The organism is Methanobrevibacter curvatus, from assembly GCF_001639295.1.
Classification (GTDB): domain Archaea; phylum Methanobacteriota; class Methanobacteria; order Methanobacteriales; family Methanobacteriaceae; genus Methanoflexus; species Methanoflexus curvatus.
In genome coordinates this window covers 1-25,619 of record NZ_LWMV01000157.1, presented here as the reverse complement: position 1 = coordinate 25,619, position 25,619 = coordinate 1, and the positions used below count along the sequence as shown (strand labels likewise).

The window sequence follows — 25,619 nt, the reverse complement described above, 5'->3', positions numbered from 1 at the left end:
GCAACAACAGTTCTAACAACAATAGTACTGTGAATGTTACTCCAAGTATTAATTTAAGTATTGTTAAGACTGTGAATGTGTCTGGTGTTGTTTTGAATGGTGTTTTAGTTGAGTATACTATTAATGTGACTAATCGTGGTCCTGATACTGCGACTAATGTGAATATTACTGATGTTTTAGATGATAGGTTGATTTTTGTTAGTGCTAATGGAAGCTATACTCGTGTGGGTCAAGCTGTTAGCTGGACTATTTCAAGTATTTTAAATAATAATTCCTATATTATTACTTTAATTGTTCAGTTGAATGGTACTGGAAATATAAGCAATATAGCAAATGTCACAGGTACAGATCAAAATAATACAGGCAACAACAGTTCTAACAACAATAGTACTGTGAATGTTACTCCAAGTATTAACTTGAGTATTGTTAAGACTGTGAATGTGTCTGGTCTTGTTTTAAATGGTGCTTTAGTTGAGTATACTATTAATGTGACTAATTATGGCCCTGATACTGCGACTAATGTGAATATTACTGATGTTTTAGATAATAGGTTGATTTTTGTTAGTACTAATGGGTCTTATACTACTGTGGGTCAAGTTGTTAATTGGACTATTCCTAGTATTTTGAATGGTAATTCTTATATTATCAGCTTAATTGTTAGATTGAATGGTACTGGAAATATTGGTAATGTTGTTAATGTTACTGGGTCTGATCAGAATAATACTGGTAATAATAGTAGTTCTGGTAATAATAGTAGTTCTGGTAATAATAGTACTGTAATTGTTACTCCTAGTGTTAATTTAAGCATTGTTAAGACTGTTAATGTGACTTCTGCTTTGAATGGTGAGTTGTTAACTTATGTTATTACTGTGACTAATAATGGTCCAGATAGTGCTACTAATGTTACTGTTAGTGAAGTTTTAGATCCTAGACTTATTTTAGTATCTAATAGTACTACTGTTGGTAGTTATAATGGTAGTGTGTGGAATATAGGAACTATCAATGTTAATCAGGCTGTTACTCTTACTCTTGCTGTGAGAATTAATGGAACTGGTGTTATCGGCAATAATGTAACTGTATCTACTCCTGATCAAAATAACACTGGTAATAATAATACTAGTAGTAATAACACAAGTGCTAACCCTTATACTAACTTAACAATTGTTATAACAGTTAATTCTACAAATATCAGATCTGGTGATATATTTAAGTACACAATTACAATTAAAAATAATGGTCCAAATGCAACTGTTAGTGATATAAGTTTCTTATTAAGTAAGTATTTAACTTATTTAAGTTCTTCTGCTAATGGAGTTTATAACTCTCAAGGAAAAACTGTTAACTGGAATTTGGTTTCTATTGATAATGGAGAAACTGTTAGCTTTGATGTTGTTGCTAGAGTTAATGGTTCTAGCCTTGTTCTTAGTGAGGTTAATGTGAGCACAGACATTCTTAATCTTGGTCAAGATTATGCTAAGTATCAATTTAACCCATTATCTCCTTTTGATGTTGTTAAAAAGAAAACTCACTTGTTTGCATATGATACAGTTGTTTATGTTGGAGATTATGCAATTTTAAAAGCTTTCTTAGTAGATGACGATGGTCAATTAGAAGATAAACTTATTAGATTCTATGTTGATGGTGAGTTAGTTGGATCTAATTATACTGATAGTGAAGGAATAGCTATATTTGCATATAAAACAAGTAAAGTAGGTGCATTTAAATATACTGCTAGATTTGCAGGAGATTCCATGTACCGTGCAAGTCAGGACACAGCAACTGTGAAAGTTTTAGCTAAAGGTAATACAGTACCTAAAAATAGTTCTGGAATGAAGCATACTGGTGTTCCTATATTTGCATTACTTTTAGTTTTGTTATCTGCATTTACTGTTTTATATAGAAGAAAAAAAGAATAAATTAAACATATTTTAGAGGTAATATATTTTATATTACCTCTTTATAAAATTTTTTTAATAAAGAAAATGTCTCATGATTAAAATTTTATAAAGATTTGAAGAAATTAACTCTTTTTAAAAAAGATTTAAATACTTTAAAATTACTAATTTCATTTATATAAAACCTTTTTTTGATAAATTTATAAATTTATAAATTTAAAAATCTTAGCCAATATTAAACTTTTAAATCTAAATTATAATCTTAGCAAAAAAATAATCATGAGACATTTTTCTAATTAATAAAAAACTTTTATTTAAATTAGTTTTCTTATATTTTTGAGAAAACCTTTTGATGAACCTTTTTTAAAAAGGTTCTTCTAATTAGTAAAAAACTTTTATTTAAATTAGTTTTCTTATATTTTTGAGAAAACCTTTTGATGAACCTTTTTTAAAAAGGTTCTTCTAATTAATAAAAAACTTTTATTTAAATTAGTTTTCTTATATTTTTGAGAAAGCCTTTTGATGAACCTTTTTTAAAAAGGTTCTTCTAATTAGTAAAAAATTTTTATTTAAATTAGTTTTCTTATATTTTTGAGAAAGCCTTTTGATGAACCTTTTTTTAAAAGGTTCTTCTAATTAAGAAAAAAAGATTTGGAGGAACCATTCCAACTCTTACAATCTCAATCAGTATCATAAAATAATAATGGAGGAAAAAAATGAGCAATAAAAAAGAAAAAAACCAGTACCCAATGCTAGTATTAACTGGAGAAAAAAATAGCTTAATTAATGTAATAAAAAGCCCTGTAAAATTAGAACTTCTCAACCTTCTTGAAAACGGAAAAATGTACTTCAAAGACATTGTCAAAGAACTAGGAAAAGCCAAATCCACAGTATCCGTCCACCTACAAGAACTAGAAAAAAAAGAAATAATCGGGCACGAACAAGACATCAAAGACAGCAGAAAAAAAATATTCTTCATAAATTCAAACATCTTAGCAGAAATCAACTTTATAAAACAACAAAACTTCGATGCAGAAAGAACCGAAAACTTCATTAAAAATGTCATAGAAAATAAACCTGAAAAAGACTTCACTCGCCTAATATCACACTCCGTAAGAAGCAAACTACTAGAAAACGGAATATCACTTTACCCCCTAATCTACGAAACAGGAGTAGAAGTAGGACAAGTAATATATAAACAAGTTAGCTCTAAAACCGACGCAGGATTAATCCAAAATCTCGCTGAATTCTGGGAAAGATACAAACTCGGCAGACTCGAAGTAGAACAAAAAGAAGATGCCCTTCATATAAAAAACTACGAATGCTTTGAATGTGCACCTCTTCCCAAAGTAGACTACCCTATATGCTACTTTGAACTAGGCGTTGTAGAAACCATTTTAAAAAATCATTACAAAACAGACATAGAGATTCATGAAGAGTTGTGTATGACAATGGACAGTGATCATTGCCTTTTTATTGTAAAGAAAAATGACAAGAGCTAAAAAACCATGGCACATAAGCATTTCATGAATCAATTTAAATTATTTTATAATTTTAATTTAATCTATTTTTTACACTTATTTAATTTATTTTTATAATTAAGCCAACAAAATAGCTAATTGTAAATATTTGAATTGAAATAGGTATAAATATGAGTAAAATTGGAATTAACTAATAAAATCAAAGAACTTAATGAAATTAAAAAAATTGATGCCTTCATTTAAGCAAAACATATACAAGCTTCAAGTGCAGTCACAGCAAAATGGCTAAGGTTTATTTGTAAACATACTTGCAGAATGTATAACACTTCTTTAAACTGCCCTCCTTATTCTCCAAAATAGCAGAAATTAAAAAAATTAATAAAAAATCAATTTCAAACCAGCTAAATTTTTACACATCCATTACTTAGTATAACTAATCAATATTACTTTTTTTAAATTGTTTAATTTACAAATTTAAAATATACAAAAGTATTTATATTTTTATAAGTAATATATTATTAATATAAAGCTAAATACAAACAAAATTTAGAGATTGATAATATGCAAAAATTACCTATAGGTATCCAAACATTTTCCAAAATCCGTGAGAACAACTATTTATATGTGGATAAAACAGAAGATATATTTAATTTAATAGAAAATGGAGAAATTTACTTTCTCTCACGCCCAAGACGATTTGGGAAGTCATTGCTAGTTAGTACATTAAAAGAACTGTTTTCTGGAAACAAAGAATTATTTAAAGACTTATACATCTATGATAAATGGGACTGGGATAAAAAATACCCAGTCATTATATTAGACTTTGGAAAACTAAGCTATAAAAATTCAGAACTTCTTGAATCTTCCCTAAATAAATTCATCGACCGTCTAGCTCGAAAATACTCAATTTCTCTAATAAGCACAGAATTACCAGACAAATTCGGCGAACTAATTGAAGAAATCCATGAATCACTTAAACAAAAAATTGTGATTTTAATTGATGAATATGATAAACCCATAATCGACAACATAACAAATTTAAAAATAGCAGAAGACAATCGTAAAGTTTTAAATAACTTTTACCAAGTACTAAAAGCCAGCGACGAATTTTTAAAATTCATCTTCATAACAGGAATATCAAAATTTTCATCAACATCTATCTTTTCAGGACTAAACAACCCTAAAGACATTACACTAAGTAAAAATTACACTAAAATTTGTGGTTACACCCACAGTGAACTTGAAGACTATTTTAAAGAACATATTGAAAATTTAGCTAATGAAGAATCTCTTAGCTATGAAGAAACAATAGCTAAAATCGAGTACTGGTATGATGGTTACACTTGGGACGGTAAAAATAAGGTTTACAATCCTTTTTCAACATTACTCCTATTTGATGAGTGCGAATTTTCAAATTACTGGTTTAACAGTGGAACACCAACATTTCTAATGGAAACACTTAAAAAAGAAAACAACCTACAACCAATAATAGAACCTATTGCTGCAACAAAAAATGATTTAGACACATTTAAAATAGAAAATATACACCCCACAACACTACTATTTCAAACAGGATACCTAACAATAAAAGAAAAAAACAAAAAACATGGATCTATTGAATACATATTAGATACTCCAAATTACGAAGTTAGGGAGTCTCTAATCAATGAACTTATTATAACCTATACAAATTTAAGCGATAACCACCTAAAAAAATTAAAAAACAAAACATACACAAGCATTTTAAATAAAGATCCAAAAGAATTCATAGAAATCCTAGAAAACATATACCACAGACTATCCTACCCACTAAAAGGAGACAATGAAAAATACTACCACGGAATATTCTTAGTAGCATTATACTTATTAGGCATTGACTCACAAGGAGAAGTAACAACCTACTCAGGAAGAGCAGACACAATATTTAAAATAAAAGACAAAACAATAATCACAGAAATCAAATACTCCTCAAAAAAACCCACAAAAACAATAATAAAAGAAGCATTCAAACAAATAAAAGAAAAAAAATATTACACAAGATACAAAAACGAAAACCCAATCTATTTAGCACTAGCTTTCTCCAAGGATGATATTGATTGTGAATTTAGGGAAAAATTATGATAAAAAACATTTAATGATTTATAAAAAATACACTTATTATAGCTAATTACCTAGCAAATTTCACATAATTTTTATATTAATATATAAATAAAACACATTTTACATGAAAAGTTAGGTAATTGGCTATATTTATTAAATTTTTCAATATCATTAAATATAATTTTAACATCTTTAAACCCACACATCCAGCTAAATTTGAATAGTTTAGGAAAAAACAAAATAAAACTACTTAAAAAATATAAATATACATTAAAATAATATTAACACCATATTTAATAAATATATAATACATTATATTTAAATTTAACTATTATAATCCACTTAAATTAATAAAAAATAACAAATAAGCAATAAAAATTAATATAAAACTATTTTAATTAAAAAAACAATAAAAAAAGAATATTGTAGCAAAAATAGAAAAATAAAGGAAAAATAGAAAACATTTCTTAACTTGACAGAAATGAATTTGCATAGTTAACTTTAATATAATGTTAAATATATATCAATAAGAATGAAACATTTAAAAGAATTATTTGATAAAAATTCATCAGAAATCCATTAGGTTTTTGATTTCTATTGTACATAAATCTTCTATATTTTATATGGTCTTTTATATTTTATATTAATCCTTCAACAATAGATTTAGATATAAATGCAGTATGGATTTTTTTATATTATATCTAAAAAAATAAAGATATTTCTCAAAATAAATTGACTTTTAAATTGAGTATAGATAAAAGGCTGTTGCAAGAACTATTAACAGATGAATGATTAATATATTATTTCAAGAGAGATAAGCACTAAAAATAGAAGAAGAATAAACTTATCTCTCACAACTAAAGGAAAATTAATTCTAAAAATTTTGATGAAACTAATGGTAACTGGGAAAATAAAATTTATGACAGTATTTTATTAGGTAATTATTAAGTAATTATTAAGTAATTATTAAGTAATTATTAAATAATTATTAAGTAATGAAGAATTGAAATAAATATTTAAAAAAATAGAATGTGAATCTACTTTATCTAATAGAGATATAGCTAATAATGAATTGAGGAGAAATAATGAGTAAGAATATAGATTTAATAACAGGAGATCCAAAAAAAGCAATAGTAAAACTGGCTTGGCCAATGATGGTGTCTATGCTTCTGATAATGGCATATAACTTAGCTGATAGTATATGGATTGCTGGCTTAGGTTCTGATGCTTTAGCGGCTTTAGGTTTTGTTACTCCCTTATTTATGATAGTTATTGGTTTAGGAAATGGACTTGGTGCAGGTGCTAATTCATTAATAGCTAGATCAATCGGAGGAAAAGATAAGAAAACCGCAGATAATGCTGCATTACATTCTGTACTTATTACATTTATTCTTTCTATTGTTACTCCTATTATTCTTCTTTTCTTTTTAAAAGATATACTTATTTTAATGGGTGCAGGTAGTACAGTAGGATTAGCTTTAGAATATGGTAATGTAATATTTATTTTCATATTCTCTTTGTTGTTTTCTGCACTTTTATCTTCTATTTTGCGATCAGAAGGGGATGTTAAAAGAGCAATGTATGCAATGGCAGTTACAGCGATTTTAAATATAGTCATTGATCCAATTTTTATTTATACTTTAAATTGGGGAATGGCTGGTGCTGCATTGGCTACTGTGTTTTCTGCTTTAATTTCCTGTTTAGTCATGGCTTATTGGATTTGGGTTAAAAAGGATACTTACCTTTCATTATCACGATCTTCTTTTAATTATAAAGGAAAAATAGTAAAAGATATTTTAAATGTAGCCATTCCTTCTACTGCTGAAATGCTTATTATGTCAATTCTTGCTGTTTTAATGAATGCTATGATAATGATTGTTTCTGGAACAATAGCTGTTGCGGCTTATACTGCGGGAATGAGGATTGTTCAACTATGTATGATTCCTATATTAGGTTTTGGAACAGCTGTTTTAACAGTAGCTGGAGCGGCTTATGGTGCCCATAATTATGATAAATTAAAAACTGCTTTTACTTACTCAATTAAATTAGGGTTTGTGCTTTCAATAGGATTAGGATTAATAATGGTTATTTTTTCTCCACAAATAGCTCAAATTTTTTCATATTCTGATACAGCAGGTGGTTTACCAGAGGCAATAGCTCAAGTTCTTCAAATATTGAGTTTCTTTTTAGTTGATATGCCTTTTGGTTTAGTTTCTTCAATGGTATTTCAAGGAGTTGGAAAAGGACACATGTCTTTATTAATTACAATGTGCAGATCTTTAATTTTTGAAGCTATTTTAGCTTATTTATTTGGTTTTGTATTTGGAGGAGGAATTATAGGTCTGTATATTGGTATTGTACTTGGTTCTTTCATAGGTTCATTTTTTGGCTTTGGATTAGCAATATTATTCTTAAAAGCTGTTAAAAAGCGTTTCTCAAACAATTATAAAAAAGAAGACAAAAAATAATATAAAATAAGATAAAATAGGATAAAATAGGATAAAATAGGATAAAAATAATATAAAATAAGTAAAAATTCTTGATTTATGATTGATTTTTCTAGAATAAAAATTAAGAATAATATACTTTTAATTTTCCTTGTTTATATTCATTGATCTTTTCTATAATTTTGAAATTTTTATTGGATTTTGAAATTTTTTAGAGGATAAAATCCATAGTAAATTTTACAGTGCCATTTTTACTTTTTGATGAAATTTTTTCATTTTCTTTATTTCTTTACTTTTCTTCACTTAAAAAAACTACTATTTTTAACAATGCTGTCAATTTAAGAAAAATTTTTTCAAAATTTCATTAGTTTCATTAAAACTTGAAATTGTTTATAAATAAACCTTTCAATTTGTAATACTTATAATCAAATTTATATTAATAATTCCTTAACTTGACATAAATGCTAATTTTAGGAAAAGTATTTATATTTTTATTAACAAATATATATTATATAGCTATATTTAAATAAATTAGGGGATAAATAATATGCAAAAACTACCTGTAGGCATACAAACATTTAGCGAAATACGAGAAGAAGGATATGTATATGTTGACAAGACTAAATACATACACGAAATAACTACCCGAGGGAAACCTTACTTTCTATCAAGACCCAGGCGCTTTGGGAAATCACTATTAATCAGCACACTAAAAGAACTATTTGAAGGAAATAAAAAATTATTTAAAGACTTATACATCTACGATAAATGGGATTGGAATAAGAAATACCCTGTGATTAAAATAGACTTTGGATCTATGGATTATGAAAATTCAGATGAATTAAAAGACTCTTTATTTGATTTTTTAGATGAAACATCAGAAAAATTTGAAATAGAATTAAAAAGAAGAAATTTATCTCAAAGATTTGGAGAACTAATTAAAAAAATTAATAAAAAATTCAAAGAAAAAGTCGTGATTTTAATTGACGAGTATGATAAGCCCATTATTGATCATATAGCAAATTTTAAAATAGCTGATGACAATAGAAAAACTTTAAATAATTTTTATCAATCTTTAAAAGCTAACGATGAATTCATAAAATTCATTTTCATAACTGGAATATCTAAATTTTCATCAACATCTATCTTTTCAGGACTAAACAACCCTAAAGACATTACATTAAGCAAAAATTACACTAAAATTTGTGGTTACACACACAAAGAACTTGAAGACTATTTTAAAGAACATATTGAAAACTTAGCCAATGAAGAATCCCTTAGCTATGAAGAAACAATAGCTAAAATCGAGTATTGGTATGATGGTTACACTTGGGATGGTAAAAATAAGGTTTACAATCCTTTCTCAACATTATTACTATTTGATGAGAGAGAATTTTCAAATTACTGGTTTAGTAGTGGAACACCAACATTTCTAATAGAAACACTTAAAAAAGAAAACACTCTAAAACCAATTATTGAACCTATATTTGCAACAAAAAGCAACTTAGACACATTTAAAATAGAAGATATACACCCCACAACATTACTATTTCAAACAGGATACCTAACAATAAAAGAAAAAAACAAAAAACATGGATCTATTGAATACATATTAGATATTCCAAATTACGAAGTTAGGGAATCTCTAATCAATGAACTTATTATAACCTATACAAACTTAAGCGAAAACCATTTAAAAGAACTAAAAAACAAAACATACACAAGCATTTTAAATAAAGACTCAAAAGAATTCATAGAAGTCCTAGAAAGCATATATCACAGACTATCCTATCCACTAAAAGGAGATGATGAAAAATACTATCACGGAATCTTCTTAGTAGCTTTGTACTTATTAGGTATTGACTCACAAGGTGAAGTAACAACCTATTCAGGAAGAGCAGACACAATCTTTAAAATAAAAGACAAAACAATAATCACAGAAATCAAATACTCATCAACAAAATCCACAAAAACAATAATAAAAGAAGCATTCAAACAAATAAAAGAAAAAAAATATTACACAAGATACAAAAACGAAAACCCAATCTATTTAGCACTAGCTTTCTCAAAAAACGACATAGACTGCGAATTTAAAGAAAAATTAGAATAACAAAACAAACTTTAAAAACAAACTTTAAAAAAAGTTTGATCAAAAGCTATTTTGAAAATAAACTATTTTATTTTATAAGTAGTGATTTTATTAATATGAAAAAACTTTAGAAAATATGGATACTGCAATGAAATTTTCTTCTTTGATAATGTATTTATAACATTAATCAAGGATTTTAGAAATAAGTAAAATAACCGCATTTAATAGACATTTTGAAAATATAGATGGAATAATAATCATAAAATAAAAAAAATTGAATATAAAAAATAAACTAAAAACCAAAAAAATTCTTAAGTTGACAGCAGTGCTATTTTTAAACTTTTCTTAATTTTCTCATTTCTGTCAAGTTAAAAAAATGTTTTTTATTTTTCATTTATTCTTTTATTTTTCCTTTATTTTCTATTTTTACTATAATATTATTTTTTTATTATTTTTTTAATTAAAATGGTTTTATATTAATTTTTTTTACATATTATGATTTTTTAATAATTTAAATAGATTATAATATCTAAATTTAAATATGATCTATTATATATTTATTAAATATAGTATTAAGATATTTTAATTTATATTTATATTTTTTAAATAGTTTTATTTTGTTTTTTCATAAATTATTTAAATTTAGCTGTATATATTGGATTTAAAGACGTTAAAATAATATTTAATACTATTTAATACTATTTAATACTATTGAAAAGTTTAATAAGTAATGAAATAAGAAACTTTTGTTTTAGAAAAAAATAAATTTGCTCGCAATCATAAAATGTCTTTTGAATATGTTATTTATTATATTATTGAAAATAAAAATATAATAAATAAATAAAAATAGATAAAAATAAATAAATAAATAAAAATAAAATAATGGTTTTAGAGATTGAATACTATTTTACTAAAAAATTTGGAGAATCATAATATAATAGAAGTAAGCAAATATTGTTTGAGCAAAGATTATTTTTAGATTGGAATATTTTTTAAAATTGATTCAACTGCTTTAACTGAGTTTTATTCCAATATAGTCAGAAACTTAATTTTTTGTATAAACATATTATTGCAAATATATTGCAAATATATCTAAAATTTTAAATAAAAATAAATGTGAATAGATGAAAATATACTTGCAAACTATATCTTATATTCATACTTTTTTTTTTATAATGAATAAAATTTTATAATGAATAAAATATAATATTTTTTTCTATTGGATATTTTTTTAAGGATCAACATATAATATTTTTTTCTATTGTATCTTTTTTATTTTATTGTATCATTTATCATGCCATTTTTTTATATTTTTTTTTATATCATTTTATTATATCACTTTTTTATATCTTTTTTCATATCTTTTTTATATCATTTTTATTATATCATTTTATTGTAATCATTTTCAACAAAGGAAAAAATACTATAATTTTTTATTAAACATTGCAGTTATATAGCTCATGACAAAAATTTTTCATTAATGATTTATGAAAAAATTTACCTAAATTAAACAATTTAAATTAAATTTTCTTTAATTCCATAAAATATACATTATGATATTTATTTTTACAAATATTCAGTATAATTAATTATATTAGTAAAATAAAGATTAATTACAGATTTTTTCTAAGCTTATATTTGTTAGAAACGATACTAATATTTGTATTTTTACGAAAGGTTTATAAGTGAAAACATCAATATACAAAATAGTCTAAAAAATATAGTGTAAATATAATTAACGAGTTAAAATCTATCTCTTTTTAGCTTCTAGATTTTACCCTAATTTTATATTTGTACTGTTTTTTTACTATATTGTATAATACAAAAATGGAAATACTCATATAACAAGATATTTTCAGCTTTTTTTATTAACAAATATAATTTCTGTTTAGATTAGACCTTACATAGGAAGAATACATTGCTTTTCTCTTAATGTATAAAATAATAATATTTAAACTTTAATTAATTGTTTCTACTACATTTATAACATAATTTAAAAAGCTGAACATCATGAATTTCAATAAAGCAGGAAAATACCTTAGCTTAATACTTTTAGTCTTAGCTATTTTTTCAATATCTATTGGTATTAGCGTAGCTGCTGGAGAAAATTCAAGTTCAACTCAAGCCGTCGAATTTAATAACCATATCTCTTATTCTAACTCCTCTTATGCTGTTAACATTGATTACAAATCAACACCTAACTTAGAAAACGATTTAACTAATTCTAATTTTAATATTAGCGGAATCGCTAGTGGAATTACTAGTGGAGTTCCTAGTGGAATTTCTTTTAATTTAAATAATCGTACGGATTCTTCTGATGAAGATAGCTTGTATGATGTATTTACTTTATCTAATGAAAATCCTGTAAATACTAATGTTTCCCATACTTTAAATTGCAAATTAGGTTCTATTCAAACTAATGTTTCAGTTTCTAATGTTTCAGTTTCACAAATTTTTAGTGAACAGTTATTTAATACTTCAAGTTTTATATTAACTAATAATAAACTAAACTTTGCTGAAGGAAATACAAACCAATTAAATAAAGATCTATCTAAAGTTTTAGATGATAACTATATTATTGGCTTAAGCAATTCTAATGGACTTTATAAAAAAAATTTTATTTTTAATAATGTGAACTTTGATTCAGCATTTTTAAATCTTTTAGTAAATTACAATAAAATAACTAATACAGGTTCAGGATCTTTTGCTATTAAACAAAAAAATAATAAAAGAATTAATGAATTGAATGCTTTTAGTTTTGATAGAGATTTGGGTGAATTAATTGAATTAGAATTTGGATCCCATGAAGTTATGGCTAGTAGATTACTTCTTTCTAATCATCTTAGGGTATATATATATATATATATGTTTGAATAAGAAAAATTCAAAAACTTCAAACTTTGGATACTTTAACAAAAATCTACTCGATAGTTTTTCTACTGTAGATTTATATAAAAATATAATTTTTTATAATAAAAATCAAATAATTAAAAATAATAATTCTCTTTTTTACATATTTAATAATTCTAAAAATATTAATTCCAAAATTTATGCAGATAAATTATCAGTCCCAGAAACGTGTTCGTCGGATGATAATGATACTGATGAAGATGAACCTTCTGATTCGATAAATTTAGGCAATAGATTCATTTTTTATTTTAATTCCTTTGAAACTTCAAATGAATTTTACAAAATTTTGGATAATACTAAGTTTTACGGAAATTTAACTCCTTTAAAAACTTCTACTTTTGACATATTAGAATCTTACAAATCTTACTCTAATAATACAGACTATCTTTCTAATGAAATCACTTCATTTGAAATAGTTGACATAAGAAATGATTCTATCAATTTTGGAATTATGACAGATTATTCTAACCTATTAAATACAGATTATTCTAGTTTTTTAAATTTTAATAATCATGTAATTAATCAAGATTACTTTAATAGTTGTAATGATCTCTGGAATTATCGTCTAGAAATTATCGTCTATAATGATAACATTTTTACTAATTTTTATAATGCTACAAGACAAAGCATTTTAACTTTTGTCTATAGTGTTTTTGATATGGAGGTATCACAATGATAAATAAACATTTTAAAGTCATTGTAACCGCTTTAGTTTTACTTCTTGCTATTTCTACAATTTCTACAATTTCTGCTGTTTCTGCTGCAGAATTTGGTGAAAGTACTCCAGGAAACTTAAATCAAGCTGTTACAAATGCACAAAATAGTGGTGACACTGCAAATACGGTGTCAATAGATCCTGGTATATACACAGGAAACAATAATAAAAATATTAATGTTAATGGTAACAATAAAAATTTAACAGTCCAAGGTAACGGCAATCCAAGCTCAGTTATCCTTGATGCAGAAAGTAATGGAATATTCTTTAACATTACTGGTAACAACCTAAATGTAACCTTTAAAAACCTTACATTTAAAAATGGAAAAAATACAAATAACGGTGGAGCAATAACTAACAACATTGCAAACAACCAACTAAGCTTTATTAATTGTATTTTTACAAATAACATTGCTACAAATGGCGGAGCTATTTACAGCAATGGAACTTTATCAGTTACTAAAAGTAATTTTATAAATAATTTTGCTAGTGATTTAGGAGATTCTATATTTATTGCTAACTCCACTCCTGTAAGTGTTGTAAACAATAACATTTTTACTACCAATGTTAGCAGTGGAGTTGTTGAGGTAGTTGTTGATTATGGTTTTTACTTTAATGTTAGTTTAGAAAATAACTCCTATTATCTCCTTAGAAGTAAAAACATTAATGTAAACCTTACCAATGTTACAGTTTTTAACAATAGGGTTACAGTGTTTGCTGATGTTTTTAATGTTGATGGTTTAATCAATAATGGAGATGTTGCATTTTATGTTAATGGTGAGTGTTCTGGAAGAGTTCCTGTAATTAATGGTAAAGCAACATATTCATTTAATTCAAAAAATGGTATTTTTGAAGTATATGGTGATTATGTTCACACTAACTTAACTCCAGATACTCCAGATGCTCATGGTATCAACAGTTTAAACTTCTCTGTTAATTATACATCATTTGGTCTGTTATCTGTTCCTTTACCAGAGTCTGGAGCGATGTTTTGGGTTGACCCAAATAATGGTGATGATGGTTGGAATGGTCAAAGTATAACTACAGCAAGGAGATCACTTCAAGGTATTTTAAGTGTAGCAACACCAGGTTCAACTATCATTATGATGCCTGGTACTTATTCTGGCACAAACAATCGTATTACAATTAGCAGAGATATTACATTTATTGGAAATGAAACTGGTGGGGATGTTATTTGCAGTCCTGGAGGGACTCGTTTTATAACTATTAGTGCTGGTACAGCTTCTGCTAACCGTAATGTTAATTTGTATAATTTTAAGATAGAGAATCCAAGTGCTTCAGGAACAATTAATATTAATGGTGCATATGTTAATTTAGTTGTAGATAATCTTAGGGTATCTGGTAAAACTAGTGGTTATGGTGTATTTATCTTTTCTGGCAATTATGGTAAACTTATTATAAATAATTCTGATTTTAATAATATTAGAGGTACTTCAGGTCTTATTTTTAGAGGTTCTGGTAGTAATAGACTTATTATTATAGATAATTCAAATGTTACTACTTCTATAGCTTCAGGTGAAGGTTCAATTTGTTATCTTACTAGTGGTACTAATTCTAATGTAATTATTAATAATTCTAATTTTAAGACTGCACAGTCTTCTTATGGTGGTCTTGATCTTTATCAAGATAGTACCTGGAGTCTGCATCTTTATTATTCTACTTTTGATAATTTTATTTCAAGCAATCATGGTGCAGTAGTAGATAATGGTGGTCGGGATCTTACTGTTGTTGGTTGTACTTTCACTAATAATCGTGCTACCTCTACTGGTGCTAATAATGGTGGTGGTGCTATTTATAACCATGGTTCTTTTACAAATACTATTCGTAATAGTACTTTTATTAACAATAGTGCTAATTCCCATGGTGGTGCTATAGTTGCTGATGGTAGTTTAGTGATTGATAATTCTACTTTCATTGGAAATTATATTGATAGTACTGCTAATTCTCGTTTTGGTGGTGCAGTTTATAATGAGGGTACTGCAACAATTTCTATTTATAATTCTTATTTTGATCATAATGTTGCTAGAACTACTGGTGCTACTAGTGGTGGTGGTGCTGTAGGTACAACTGGTGGGCGAATTGAGCTTTATAATTCTGTGTTTGTTAATAATGCTGCAAATGGTACTGGAGATACTCACTATGGTGGTGCTTTGGCTATTTCTGGTGCTGGTTCTGTTGTTGCAGATAACTGTACTTTTGAAAATAATTTTGCTAAGCGTGGTGGTGGTGCTGTAGGTATTGCTAATACTGGTGCTAATATAAATATCAGTAATTCAAGAATGATTAGTAATTCTGCAGGTGCTTATGGTGGTGCTTTTGGTTCAGCAGGTGGACAGATTCGTGTTTATAACTCTACTATGATTAATAATTCTGCTGGTAGTTTTGGTGGTGTTGCTGCTGTTAATGCTAATGGTGCATTAATTGCTATATTTAATTCTGAAGGTTATAATAACCATGCTAATAGTTTTGGTGGTGTTCTTGGTGCTAGTGGTGGATCTATAGCTATTAATGATTCTGTATTTTATAATAATTCTGCTGGTACTTTTGGTGGTGTTGCTGGTCTTTCTCAAGGAACTATTAATGTAACTTGGAGTAATTTGATGGATAATCATGCTAATACTTTAGGTGGAGCTATTGGTATAAATAGTGGTACAAATGCTGCTAATTTGTTTGTTAATCAGACTAATATCTACCGTAATACTGCAAATCTTATTGGTGGAGGCCTTGCTGTTAACACAACTAGTACTAGTGCTCAAACTACTATTTATGGTACAAGTTTTGTTAATAATTCTGCTGGTGGTCAAGGTAATGCAGTATATGCTGCAGGAAGGATTACTGCTAATTATAATAGGTTTTTCAATAATAATCTTACTCCTGGTGATGTGAGTAATACTATATGGACTAACACTGCTCAGGCTGCTAATGTTAATATTAACATGAATTGGTGGGGTAATAATACTTATTATGTGACTGGTGTTGTTCCTTCTAATTGGATTGTTTTGGATGTGGATTATAATCCAAGTAATGTGACTTTGTATAATCGTACTGCTCATGTTTATTATTATCTTAAATTAAATACTGGTGCTTCGTTTATTGAGACTAATTTGCCTGAGTTTAATGGTACTGTGAATGGTGTTGTTCTTGACTATGGTTATGACTATATATTTGATGCATCTGAAAGCCATTATGTGGGTATTGCTTTTGCTCCTTATGGTTGGCTTAATGGTACATTTGAGGCTGATTGGTGGAGAAGTACATTTAATATAAGTACTATATCTGATCCAAATATTAATTCTCCTAATGTTCATGGTAAGTATAAGAATGTTACTGTTCTTAATACTACTATTACTGATAGTTATGGTTATGTTTTGTCTAATTTGACTGTTAGTTTCTATATTGATGGTGTATTTGTTGGTTCAAATGTTACAGATGTAAATGGTTTTGCATCTTATGTTTATAATGCTACTAGTGCTGGTAATTTCACATATATTGTGGAGTATAGTGGTAACGATTTGAATTTTAATTCTCTTAATAGTACTAGGAATGCTAGTTTTGATAAGCGTGGTACTTATATTAGTCTTGTTAATGTGACTGGTAATGCTTTATCTACTGTTTATTTAAATGCTAGTATTGTGGATGAGTATGGTGAAGTTGTTTCTAATGTACCTATTCAGTTTGTTGATATTTCTGGTGAAGATTATGGTAATGTGACTGCTGATGCTTCTGGTTTTGCTTCTTTAGGCCATGTTTTCATGTATGCTGCTAATTACACATATTATGCTTATTTTGGCGGTAATGGTAATTATACTTCATATAATAGTACTATTTTTGGTAATAATGGCTTAGCGGTGATTACTTTTAGTTATGTTGTTATTAATGGAACTTACAATTTGTATGTTAATTCTTCTGGTGGTAATGATAGTTTCTTAGGTCTTAATTGGCTTAATGCTCTTAAGTCTATTGCTGGTGCTTTAGGTATTGCTGATTCTCAAGGTTGGAATAATTTTACTGTTCATATTGCTCCTGGTCTTTATGCAGGTAGTTTGAATGTTAATCAAAATGTTAATGATGATGCTACTTTCCTTGGCTATACTAGCTTAGGTGGAGCTGTTGTCTTTGATGGTGCTAATGGTGTTAGAAGTGGTTTCCTTGTTGGTGGTAATAGTAATGTTACATCTAGAAATATTACTTATGTAAATGGTAGTGAGACTAATGGTGGTGCTGTTTATGTTAGTGCTGGTAGTACTTTTAATTCTTTAAATAATACTTTTGCTAATAATAGTGCAAAATCTGAAGGTGGAGCTATTTATACTGTGGATAACAGTTATTTATATGTTAATACTTCTGTTTTTGATAATAATCGTGCTAATATTCGTGGTGGAGCTATTTCTGCTCATGGTTATGCTAATATTAATTCCTCTACTTTTACTAGAAATAATGGATATGCAATATACTTAGGTAAAAGTGGTAGTCAAGTTACAAGTTCTAATATTTTAAACAATACTGGTGGTATTTATATTGGTACTACTGCAACTTCTGGTGTAAATATTAACTATAATAGAATTGTTGGTAACAATAATTCTGGTTCTTATAGTTTGAATTTTAATGGTCAGAATACTGATGTTAAGTATAATTGGTGGGGTAACAATAACATTACTAGTTTAATTTATGATAATGGTGTTAATTTGGATAGCTCTTTGTACTATGTTTTAGAGTTGTTTTATGTTTTTAACAATAGGTATGTGGTTTATACTAATACTAATAGAAGTTTATTGCCTGGTGCTGTGACTATTGGTCATAGATTTGTTTTAAATGATGGTAGTTTACCTGCTAATACTCAATTGTTGCCTAATTTTGACATTAGTGTTCAGTTAAGGAACTCTACTAATTTGTTGTATAGTAATGTTACTAATTATGATGGTAGTGATTATAATCGTAGTGGTTATGTTAATGGTTCTAGTTTCTTTAATAATTTAACTGTTTCTGCTGATGGTTATACTGTTGAGTTGGATCTTCGTGGTGATCCTGTTATTAATTTAACTGTTAGTAAAACTGCTAATGTTACTGCGACTAGCTATTTAGGTTATATTGCATTTACTCTTAATGTGACTAATTATGGTTCTGATGTTGCTACTAATCTTATTATGTTCGATGTTTTGTCTGCTGGTTCATTAACATTTATCAATGCTTCTAATGCTTCTTACAATTCAGCTAATGGTTTATGGACTATTCCTAGTTTAAATGTTGGTGAGTCTGCTGTTTTGGTGATTGTTGCTCAGGCTACTACTACTGGTGGTCTTGTTAATGAGGTTAATGTTAATTCTGTTGATCAAACTAATATTGGTGAAAATGAGAGTTCTGTTTTTGTTGGTTCTTCTAATCAAGCTAATGTGAGTATTTCTAGTAAAATAGCTAATATTTCTGGTACTGTTTTAAATGGTGGTTTAGTTACTTATACTGTTACTGTAAATAATTATGGTCCTAACAATGCTACTGGTGTACGTGTAAGTGATTTATTAGATTCTAGACTTATATATATTAATAGTACTCGTTCTGCTGCTGGGGAGTATAATCCTCTAAGTGGTTTGTGGGTTATTGATGATTTGTACATTGGTGTTCCTGTGACTTTAACAATTGTTGCTAGAATTAATGGTGTAGGTCTTATTAATAATACTGCTAATATAACTGCTATTAATGAGGTTAATCTTGCTGATCCAGCTGACACTTACAAATCTGCTAGTTTTACTGCTGTTTCTACTGTAAACCTTAGCATTACTAAAAAGTCCAATGTTAGTGGTAATGTTTTAAATGGTGCATTTATTTCTTATATTGTTAATGTGACTAATTATGGTCCTAATACTGCTACTAATTTAGAGCTTACTGATATTTTAGATACAAGATTGACTTATGTTAATTCTACTTTGACTAATAGTGTTTCTTATGATAATGGTACTGGTAAGTGGACTGTTGGATCTTTGGCTAATGGTAGTAGTGCTATTTTAACTATTGTTGTGAGACTTAATGGTATTGGTAATATTACAAACACTGTAAGTGTTACTAGTCTTGTTGAGAATAATACTGGTGATACTTCTGCTAACACTTCTGATTCTGGCAATATTACTGTTATTTCTACTGTGAATCTTAGTATTACTAAGAAGTCTAATGTGACTGGTAGTACTATTTTAAATGGTGAGTATGTTTCATACATTGTTAATGTGACTAATAATGGTCCTGATAGTGCAACTGGTTTGATTATTACTGATGTTTTAGATTCTAAATTAATTTATAATTCCAGTGTGGCTGTTGGTAGTGTTAATCAGTATGATGTTACTACTGGTTTGTGGAATATTAGTACTTTGGCTAATGGTGCTAGTGCTACTTTAACTATTGTTGTTAAGTTGAATGGTACTGGTAATATTTTAAATATTGCTAATGTTACTAGTCTTAATGAGAATAATACTGGCGATTGGTATGCTATGAGTCCTGAGATAGGTCAGAATACTACAATTCTTCCTGCTGTGAATCTTAGTATTACTAAGAGTGCTAATGTGTCTGGTGCTAATAATGGTGAGTATGTTTTGTATACTGTTAATGTGACTAATTTTGGTCCTGATGCTGCTAATGGTTTAGTTATTCGTGATGTTTTAGATTCTAAATTGGTTTATATTGGGTCTAGTGCTAGTGTTAGTTCTTATAGTTCTGCTAGCGGTTTGTGGACTATTGGTTCTTTGGCTAGTGGTGCTAGTGTGGTTTTAAACATTACTGTTATGTTGAATGGTATTGGTAATATTACTAATGTTGTTAATGTGTCTTCTCTTAATGAGAATAACACTGGTGATAATCAGTCTAATACTGTTCTTATTGTTGTTGGTTCTACTGTGAATCTTAGTATTACTAAGAGGTCTAATGTAAGTGGTAATGTTTTAAATGGTGCATTTATTTCTTATGTTGTTAATGTGACTAACCATGGTCCAAATACTGCTACTAATTTAGAGCTTGTTGATGTTTTAAATTCTAGTTTGATTTATATTAATTCTTCTGTTACTAATAGTGAAAATAATTACAACTCACTTAGTGGTTTGTGGAGAATTGGTTCTTTGGCTAGTGGTGTTACTGCTACTTTAACTATTGTTGTGAGGTTAAATGGTAATGGTACTATTTTTAATATGGTTAATGTTACTAGTTTGAATGAGCCTAATGTTGGTGATACTTCTGCTAATACTTCTAATTCTGGTAATATTACTATTGTTCCTACTGTGAATCTTAGTATTACTAAGAAGTCTAATGTGACTGGTAGTACTATTTTAAATGGTGCATATATTTCTTATATTATTAATGTGACTAATTTTGGTCCTGATACTGCTACTGGTTTGGTTATTACTGATTTAATTGATAGTAAATTGATTTATAATCATTCTAGTGCTTCTGGTAGTGCTGATCAGTATAATCCTACTACTCAAGTTTGGAATATTAGTACTTTGGCTAATGGTGCTAGTGCTACTTTAGTTATTGTTGTTCAGTTAAATGGTACTGGTAATATTTTGAATGTTGCTAATGTGACTAGTCTTAATGAGAATAATACTGGTGATTGGTATGCTATGACTCCTGAGATAGGTAATAACACTACTGTTCTTCCTACTGTTAATCTCAGTATTACTAAAAAATCTAATGTGTCTGGTACTGTTTTAAATGGTATATTTGTTAAGTATACTATTAATGTGACTAATTTTGGTCCTGATGCTGCTACTGGTTTTGAAATGGAGGATGTTTTAGATAGTAGATTGATTTATAACTCTTCTAATTCTTCTCGCTCTGGAGCAGATTATGATCCAAATACTAGCCTCTGGAATATTGGTACTTTGGCTAATGGTGAAACTATTACTTTAGATATTGTTGTTAGGTTAAATGGTACTGATGAAATATTTAATGAAGCTGATGTGTTCTCCCTTAATGAGAATAATACTGGTGACTGGTTTGGTAGTACTGCTTTTGCTTATCTTACTGTTGTTCCTACTGTGAATCTTAGTATTACTAAGAGGTCTAATGTTAGTGGTAGTGTTTTGAATGGTGTTTATGTTTTATACATTATTAATGTGACTAATAATGGTCCAGATAGTACTACTAATTTACAGCTTACTGATATTTTGGATAGTAGTTTGACTTATGTTTCTTCTATTACTTCTAATGGTAATCCATATAATGTTGGTCTTGGTTTCTGGAATGTTGGTACCTTGACTAGTGGTTCTAGTGCTACTTTAAATATTACTGTGAGAATTAATGGTAATGGTTCTATTTACAATTATGTTAATGTAACTTATCTTGTTGAGAATAATACTGGTGATACTTTTGCTAATACTTCTGATTCTGGTAATATTACTGTTGTTCCTACTGTGAATCTTAGTATTGTTAAAACTTCTAATGTGACTGGTGCTGTTATTAATGGTGCTTTTGTTGAGTATCTTGTTAATGTAACTAATAATGGTCCTGATGCTGCTACTGGTTTAGTTCTTAGTGATATTTTAGATGATAGGTTGATTCATAATTCTTCTGTTGCTAGCCTTGGTTCTTATAATGTTGGTCTTGGTTTATGGAATGTTGGTACTTTGGCTAATGGTTCTAGTGCTACTTTGAGAATTGTTGTTCAGTTAAATGGTACTGGTAATATTTATAATTATGTTAATGTGACTAGTCTTAATGAGAATAATACTGGTGATTGGTTTGCTAATACATCTAGTGCTGGTGGACTTAGTGTTGGTGCTACTGTGAATCTTAGTATTACTAAAAAGTCTAATGTTAGCGGCAGTGTTTTGAATGGTGCTTATATTTTGTACACTGTTAATGTGACTAATAATGGTCCTAATGATGCTACTGATTTAGAGCTTACTGATATTTTAGATGGTAGATTAGTTTATAATTCTTCTGTTGCTAGTGTTGGTTCTTATAATGTTGGTTTGAGTCTTTGGAGTATTGGTGTTTTGTCTAATGGTGCTAGTGCTACTTTGAATATTACTGTTAAGCTTAATGGTAGTGGTTCTATTTATAATTATGTTAATGTGACTAGGCTTATTGAAAATAATACTGGTGATACTTTTGCTAATACTTCTGATTCTGGTAATATTACTGTTGTTCCTACTGTGAATCTTAGTATTACTAAGAAGTCTAATGTGACTGGTACTGTTATTAATGGTATTTTTATTGAGTATCTTATTAATGTAACAAATAATGGTCCTGATACTGCTACTGGTTTAATTATTAGTGATGTTTTAGATAGTAATTTGATTTTTAATTCTTCTATTGCTTCTACTGTTAATAATTATGTTTTGGCTACTGGTTTATGGAATGTTGGTACTTTGGCTAATGGTGCTAGTGCTACTTTGAGGATTGTTGTGAAACTTAATGGTACTGGTGCTATTTATAATGCTGCTAATATAACTCATGTTGATCAGAATAATACTGGTGATTGGTTTGCTAATACTTCTGATTCTGGTAATATTACTGTTATTTCTACTGTGAATCTTAGTATTACTAAGAAGTCTAATGTGACTGGTAGTGCTATTTTAAATGGTGAGTATGTTTCATACACTGTTAATGTGACTAATAATGGTCCTGATAGTGCAACTGGTTTGGTTATTACTGATGTTTTAGATTCTAAATTAATTTATAATTCTAGTGTAGCTGTTGGTAGTGCTAATCAGTATGATGTTACTACTGGTTTGTGGAATATTAGTACTTTGGCTAATGGTGCTAGTGCTACTTTAACTATTGTTGTTAAATTGAATGGTACTGGTAATATTTTAAATATTGCTAATGTTACTAGTCTTAATGAGAATAATACTGGGGATTGGTATGCTGTTACTCCTGAGGTAGGTCAGAATACTACAATTCTTCCTGCTGTGAATCTTAGTATCACTAAGAAGTCTAATGTTACTGGTAATGTTTTAAATGGTGCTTATATATTGTACACTATTAATGTGACTAATTTTGGTCCTAATGATGCTACTGGCTTAGTTCTTGAGGATGTTTTAGATAGTAGGTTGATTTACAATTCTTCTATTGCTAACACTACTAATCAATATAATTCATTTTATGGTTATTGGAATATTGGCAACTTGGCTAATGGGGAAACTGTTACTTTAAATATTACCGTTAGGGTAAATGGTACTGGTAATATTTACAATTATGTTAATGTAACTTTCCTCAATGAGAATAATACTGGTGATAGTTCTGCTAATACTTCTGATTCTGGTAGTATTACTGTTGCTTCTAGTGTGAATCTTAGTATTACTAAGAAGTCTAATGTTACTGGTAATGTACTTAATGGTGCTTATATCTTGTATATTATTAATGTGACTAATTTTGGTCCTAATGATGCTACTGGTTTAGTTCTTAGTGATGTTTTAGATAGTAGATTGATTTATAATTCAAGTGTTGCTTCTGGCAGTGCTAATGGTTATGATCCAATTACTAAGTTATGGAATATTAGTACTTTGGCTAGTGGTAGTAGTGCTGTTTTAAGTATTGTTGTTAAGCTAAATGGTACTGGTAATGTTTATAATGCTGTTAATGTAACTGGTCTTAATGAGAATAATACTGGTGATAGTTCTGCTAATACTTCTGATTCTGGTAATATTACTGTTGTTACTAGTGTAAATCTTAGTATTGTTAAATCTTCTAATGTTTCTGGTAGTGTTTTAAATGGTGCTTATATTTTGTATACTATTAATGTGACCAATTATGGTCCTGATAATGCTACTGGTTTGGTTATTACTGATAGTTTAGACAGTAGATTGATTTATGTTAATAGTACTACTCCTCTTGGAACTAGTTATGTTGCAAGTACTGGTGTTTGGAATATTAACACTTTGGCTAATGGTGAGAGTATTGTTTTGGATATTCTTGTGAAGCTTAATGGTACTGGTAATATTGTGAATGTTGCGAATGTTACTAATGTTAATGAGAATAATACTGGTAATAATAGTAGTACTCCTGATAATGAGACTAATATTACTGTTGTCCCTACTGTGAACCTTAGTATTGTTAAAACATCTAATGTAAGTGGATCTGTTTTGAATGGTGCTTATATCTTGTACACTATTAATGTAACTAATTATGGTCCTGATAATGCGACTGGTTTGGTTATTACTGATAAGCTGGATAGTAGATTGATTTATGTTAATAGTTCAACTCCAAGGTTTACTTATTATGTTCCTGGTACTGGTGTTTGGAATATTGGTGCTTTGGCTAATGGTGAGTCTATTGTTTTGGATATTCTTGTTAAGCTTAATGGTACTGGTAATATTGTGAATGTTGCGAATGTTACTAATGTTACTGAGAATAATACTGGTAATAATAGTAGTACTCCTGATAATGAGACTAATATTACTGTTGTTACTACTGTGAACCTTAGTATTGTTAAAACATCTAATGTGTCTGGTAATGTTTTGAATGGTGCTTATATTTTGTATACTATTAATGTGACTAATTTTGGTCCTGATAATGCGACTGGTTTGGTTATTACTGATAAGTTGGATAGTAGATTGATTTATGTTAATAGTTCAACTCCAAGGTTTACTTATTATGTTCCTGGTACTGGTGTTTGGAATATTGGTGCTTTGGCTAATGGTGAGAGTATTGTTTTGGATATTCTTGTTCGTTTGAATGGTACTGGTAATATTGTGAATGTTGCGAATGTTACTAATGTTACTGAGAATAATACTGGTAATAATAGTAGTACTCCTGATAATGAGACTAATATTACTGTTGTTACTACTGTGAACCTTAGTATTGTTAAAACATCTAATGTAAGTGGATCTGTTTTGAATGGTGCTTATATTTTGTATACTATTAATGTGACTAATTTTGGTCCTGATAATGCGACTGGTTTGGTTATTACTGATAAGTTGGATAGTAGATTGATTTATGTTAATAGTTCAACTCCAAGGTTTACTTATTATGTTCCTG

General features: G+C 28.1%; 9 protein-coding genes. All 9 read left to right on the top strand.

The features are described from left to right. On the top strand, positions 1-1,916 hold a 1,916-nt coding region (locus tag MBCUR_RS04040), incomplete at its 5' end, for a DUF11 domain-containing protein (RefSeq protein WP_157077662.1). 695 nt (positions 1,917-2,611) lie between these two features. Further along, positions 2,612-3,397: a V4R domain-containing protein gene (locus tag MBCUR_RS04035; RefSeq protein ID WP_067090509.1), complete on the top strand. Its 786-nt coding sequence runs from the start codon at positions 2,612-2,614 to the stop codon at positions 3,395-3,397. 231 nt (positions 3,398-3,628) lie between these two features. Continuing rightward, positions 3,629-3,736, top strand: coding sequence for a DUF2284 domain-containing protein (locus MBCUR_RS11060; protein ID WP_084269474.1), 108 nt, complete (start codon positions 3,629-3,631; stop codon positions 3,734-3,736). Positions 3,737-3,937: 201 nt separating this feature from the next. After that, on the top strand, positions 3,938-5,497 hold the full coding sequence (locus MBCUR_RS04030) for an ATP-binding protein (protein WP_067090507.1): 1,560 nt from the start codon (positions 3,938-3,940) through the stop codon (positions 5,495-5,497). Between the two features lie 1,064 nt (positions 5,498-6,561). Then, complete coding sequence (locus MBCUR_RS04025; protein WP_067090504.1) at positions 6,562-7,944, top strand: MATE family efflux transporter; 1,383 nt, start codon at positions 6,562-6,564, stop codon at positions 7,942-7,944. Positions 7,945-8,470: 526 nt separating this feature from the next. Continuing rightward, entirely contained in the window at positions 8,471-10,033 is a 1,563-nt protein-coding gene (locus MBCUR_RS04020) for an ATP-binding protein (protein WP_067090501.1), read from the top strand. Positions 10,034-12,022: 1,989 nt separating this feature from the next. Next, on the top strand, positions 12,023-12,889 hold the full coding sequence (locus tag MBCUR_RS04015) for a hypothetical protein (protein ID WP_067090498.1): 867 nt from the start codon (positions 12,023-12,025) through the stop codon (positions 12,887-12,889). Beyond that, the gene (locus tag MBCUR_RS04010; protein ID WP_067090495.1) at positions 12,882-13,598 is read left to right on the top strand and encodes a hypothetical protein; all 717 of its coding nucleotides are present in this window, start codon (positions 12,882-12,884) and stop codon (positions 13,596-13,598) included. Before MBCUR_RS04015 ends, MBCUR_RS04010 begins: the two co-directional genes overlap by 8 nt. Next, positions 13,595-25,619 (top strand): DUF11 domain-containing protein (locus tag MBCUR_RS04005; protein WP_157077661.1); only part of this gene is annotated, 12,025 nt, incomplete at its 3' end. The genes MBCUR_RS04010 and MBCUR_RS04005, both read left to right, overlap by 4 nt.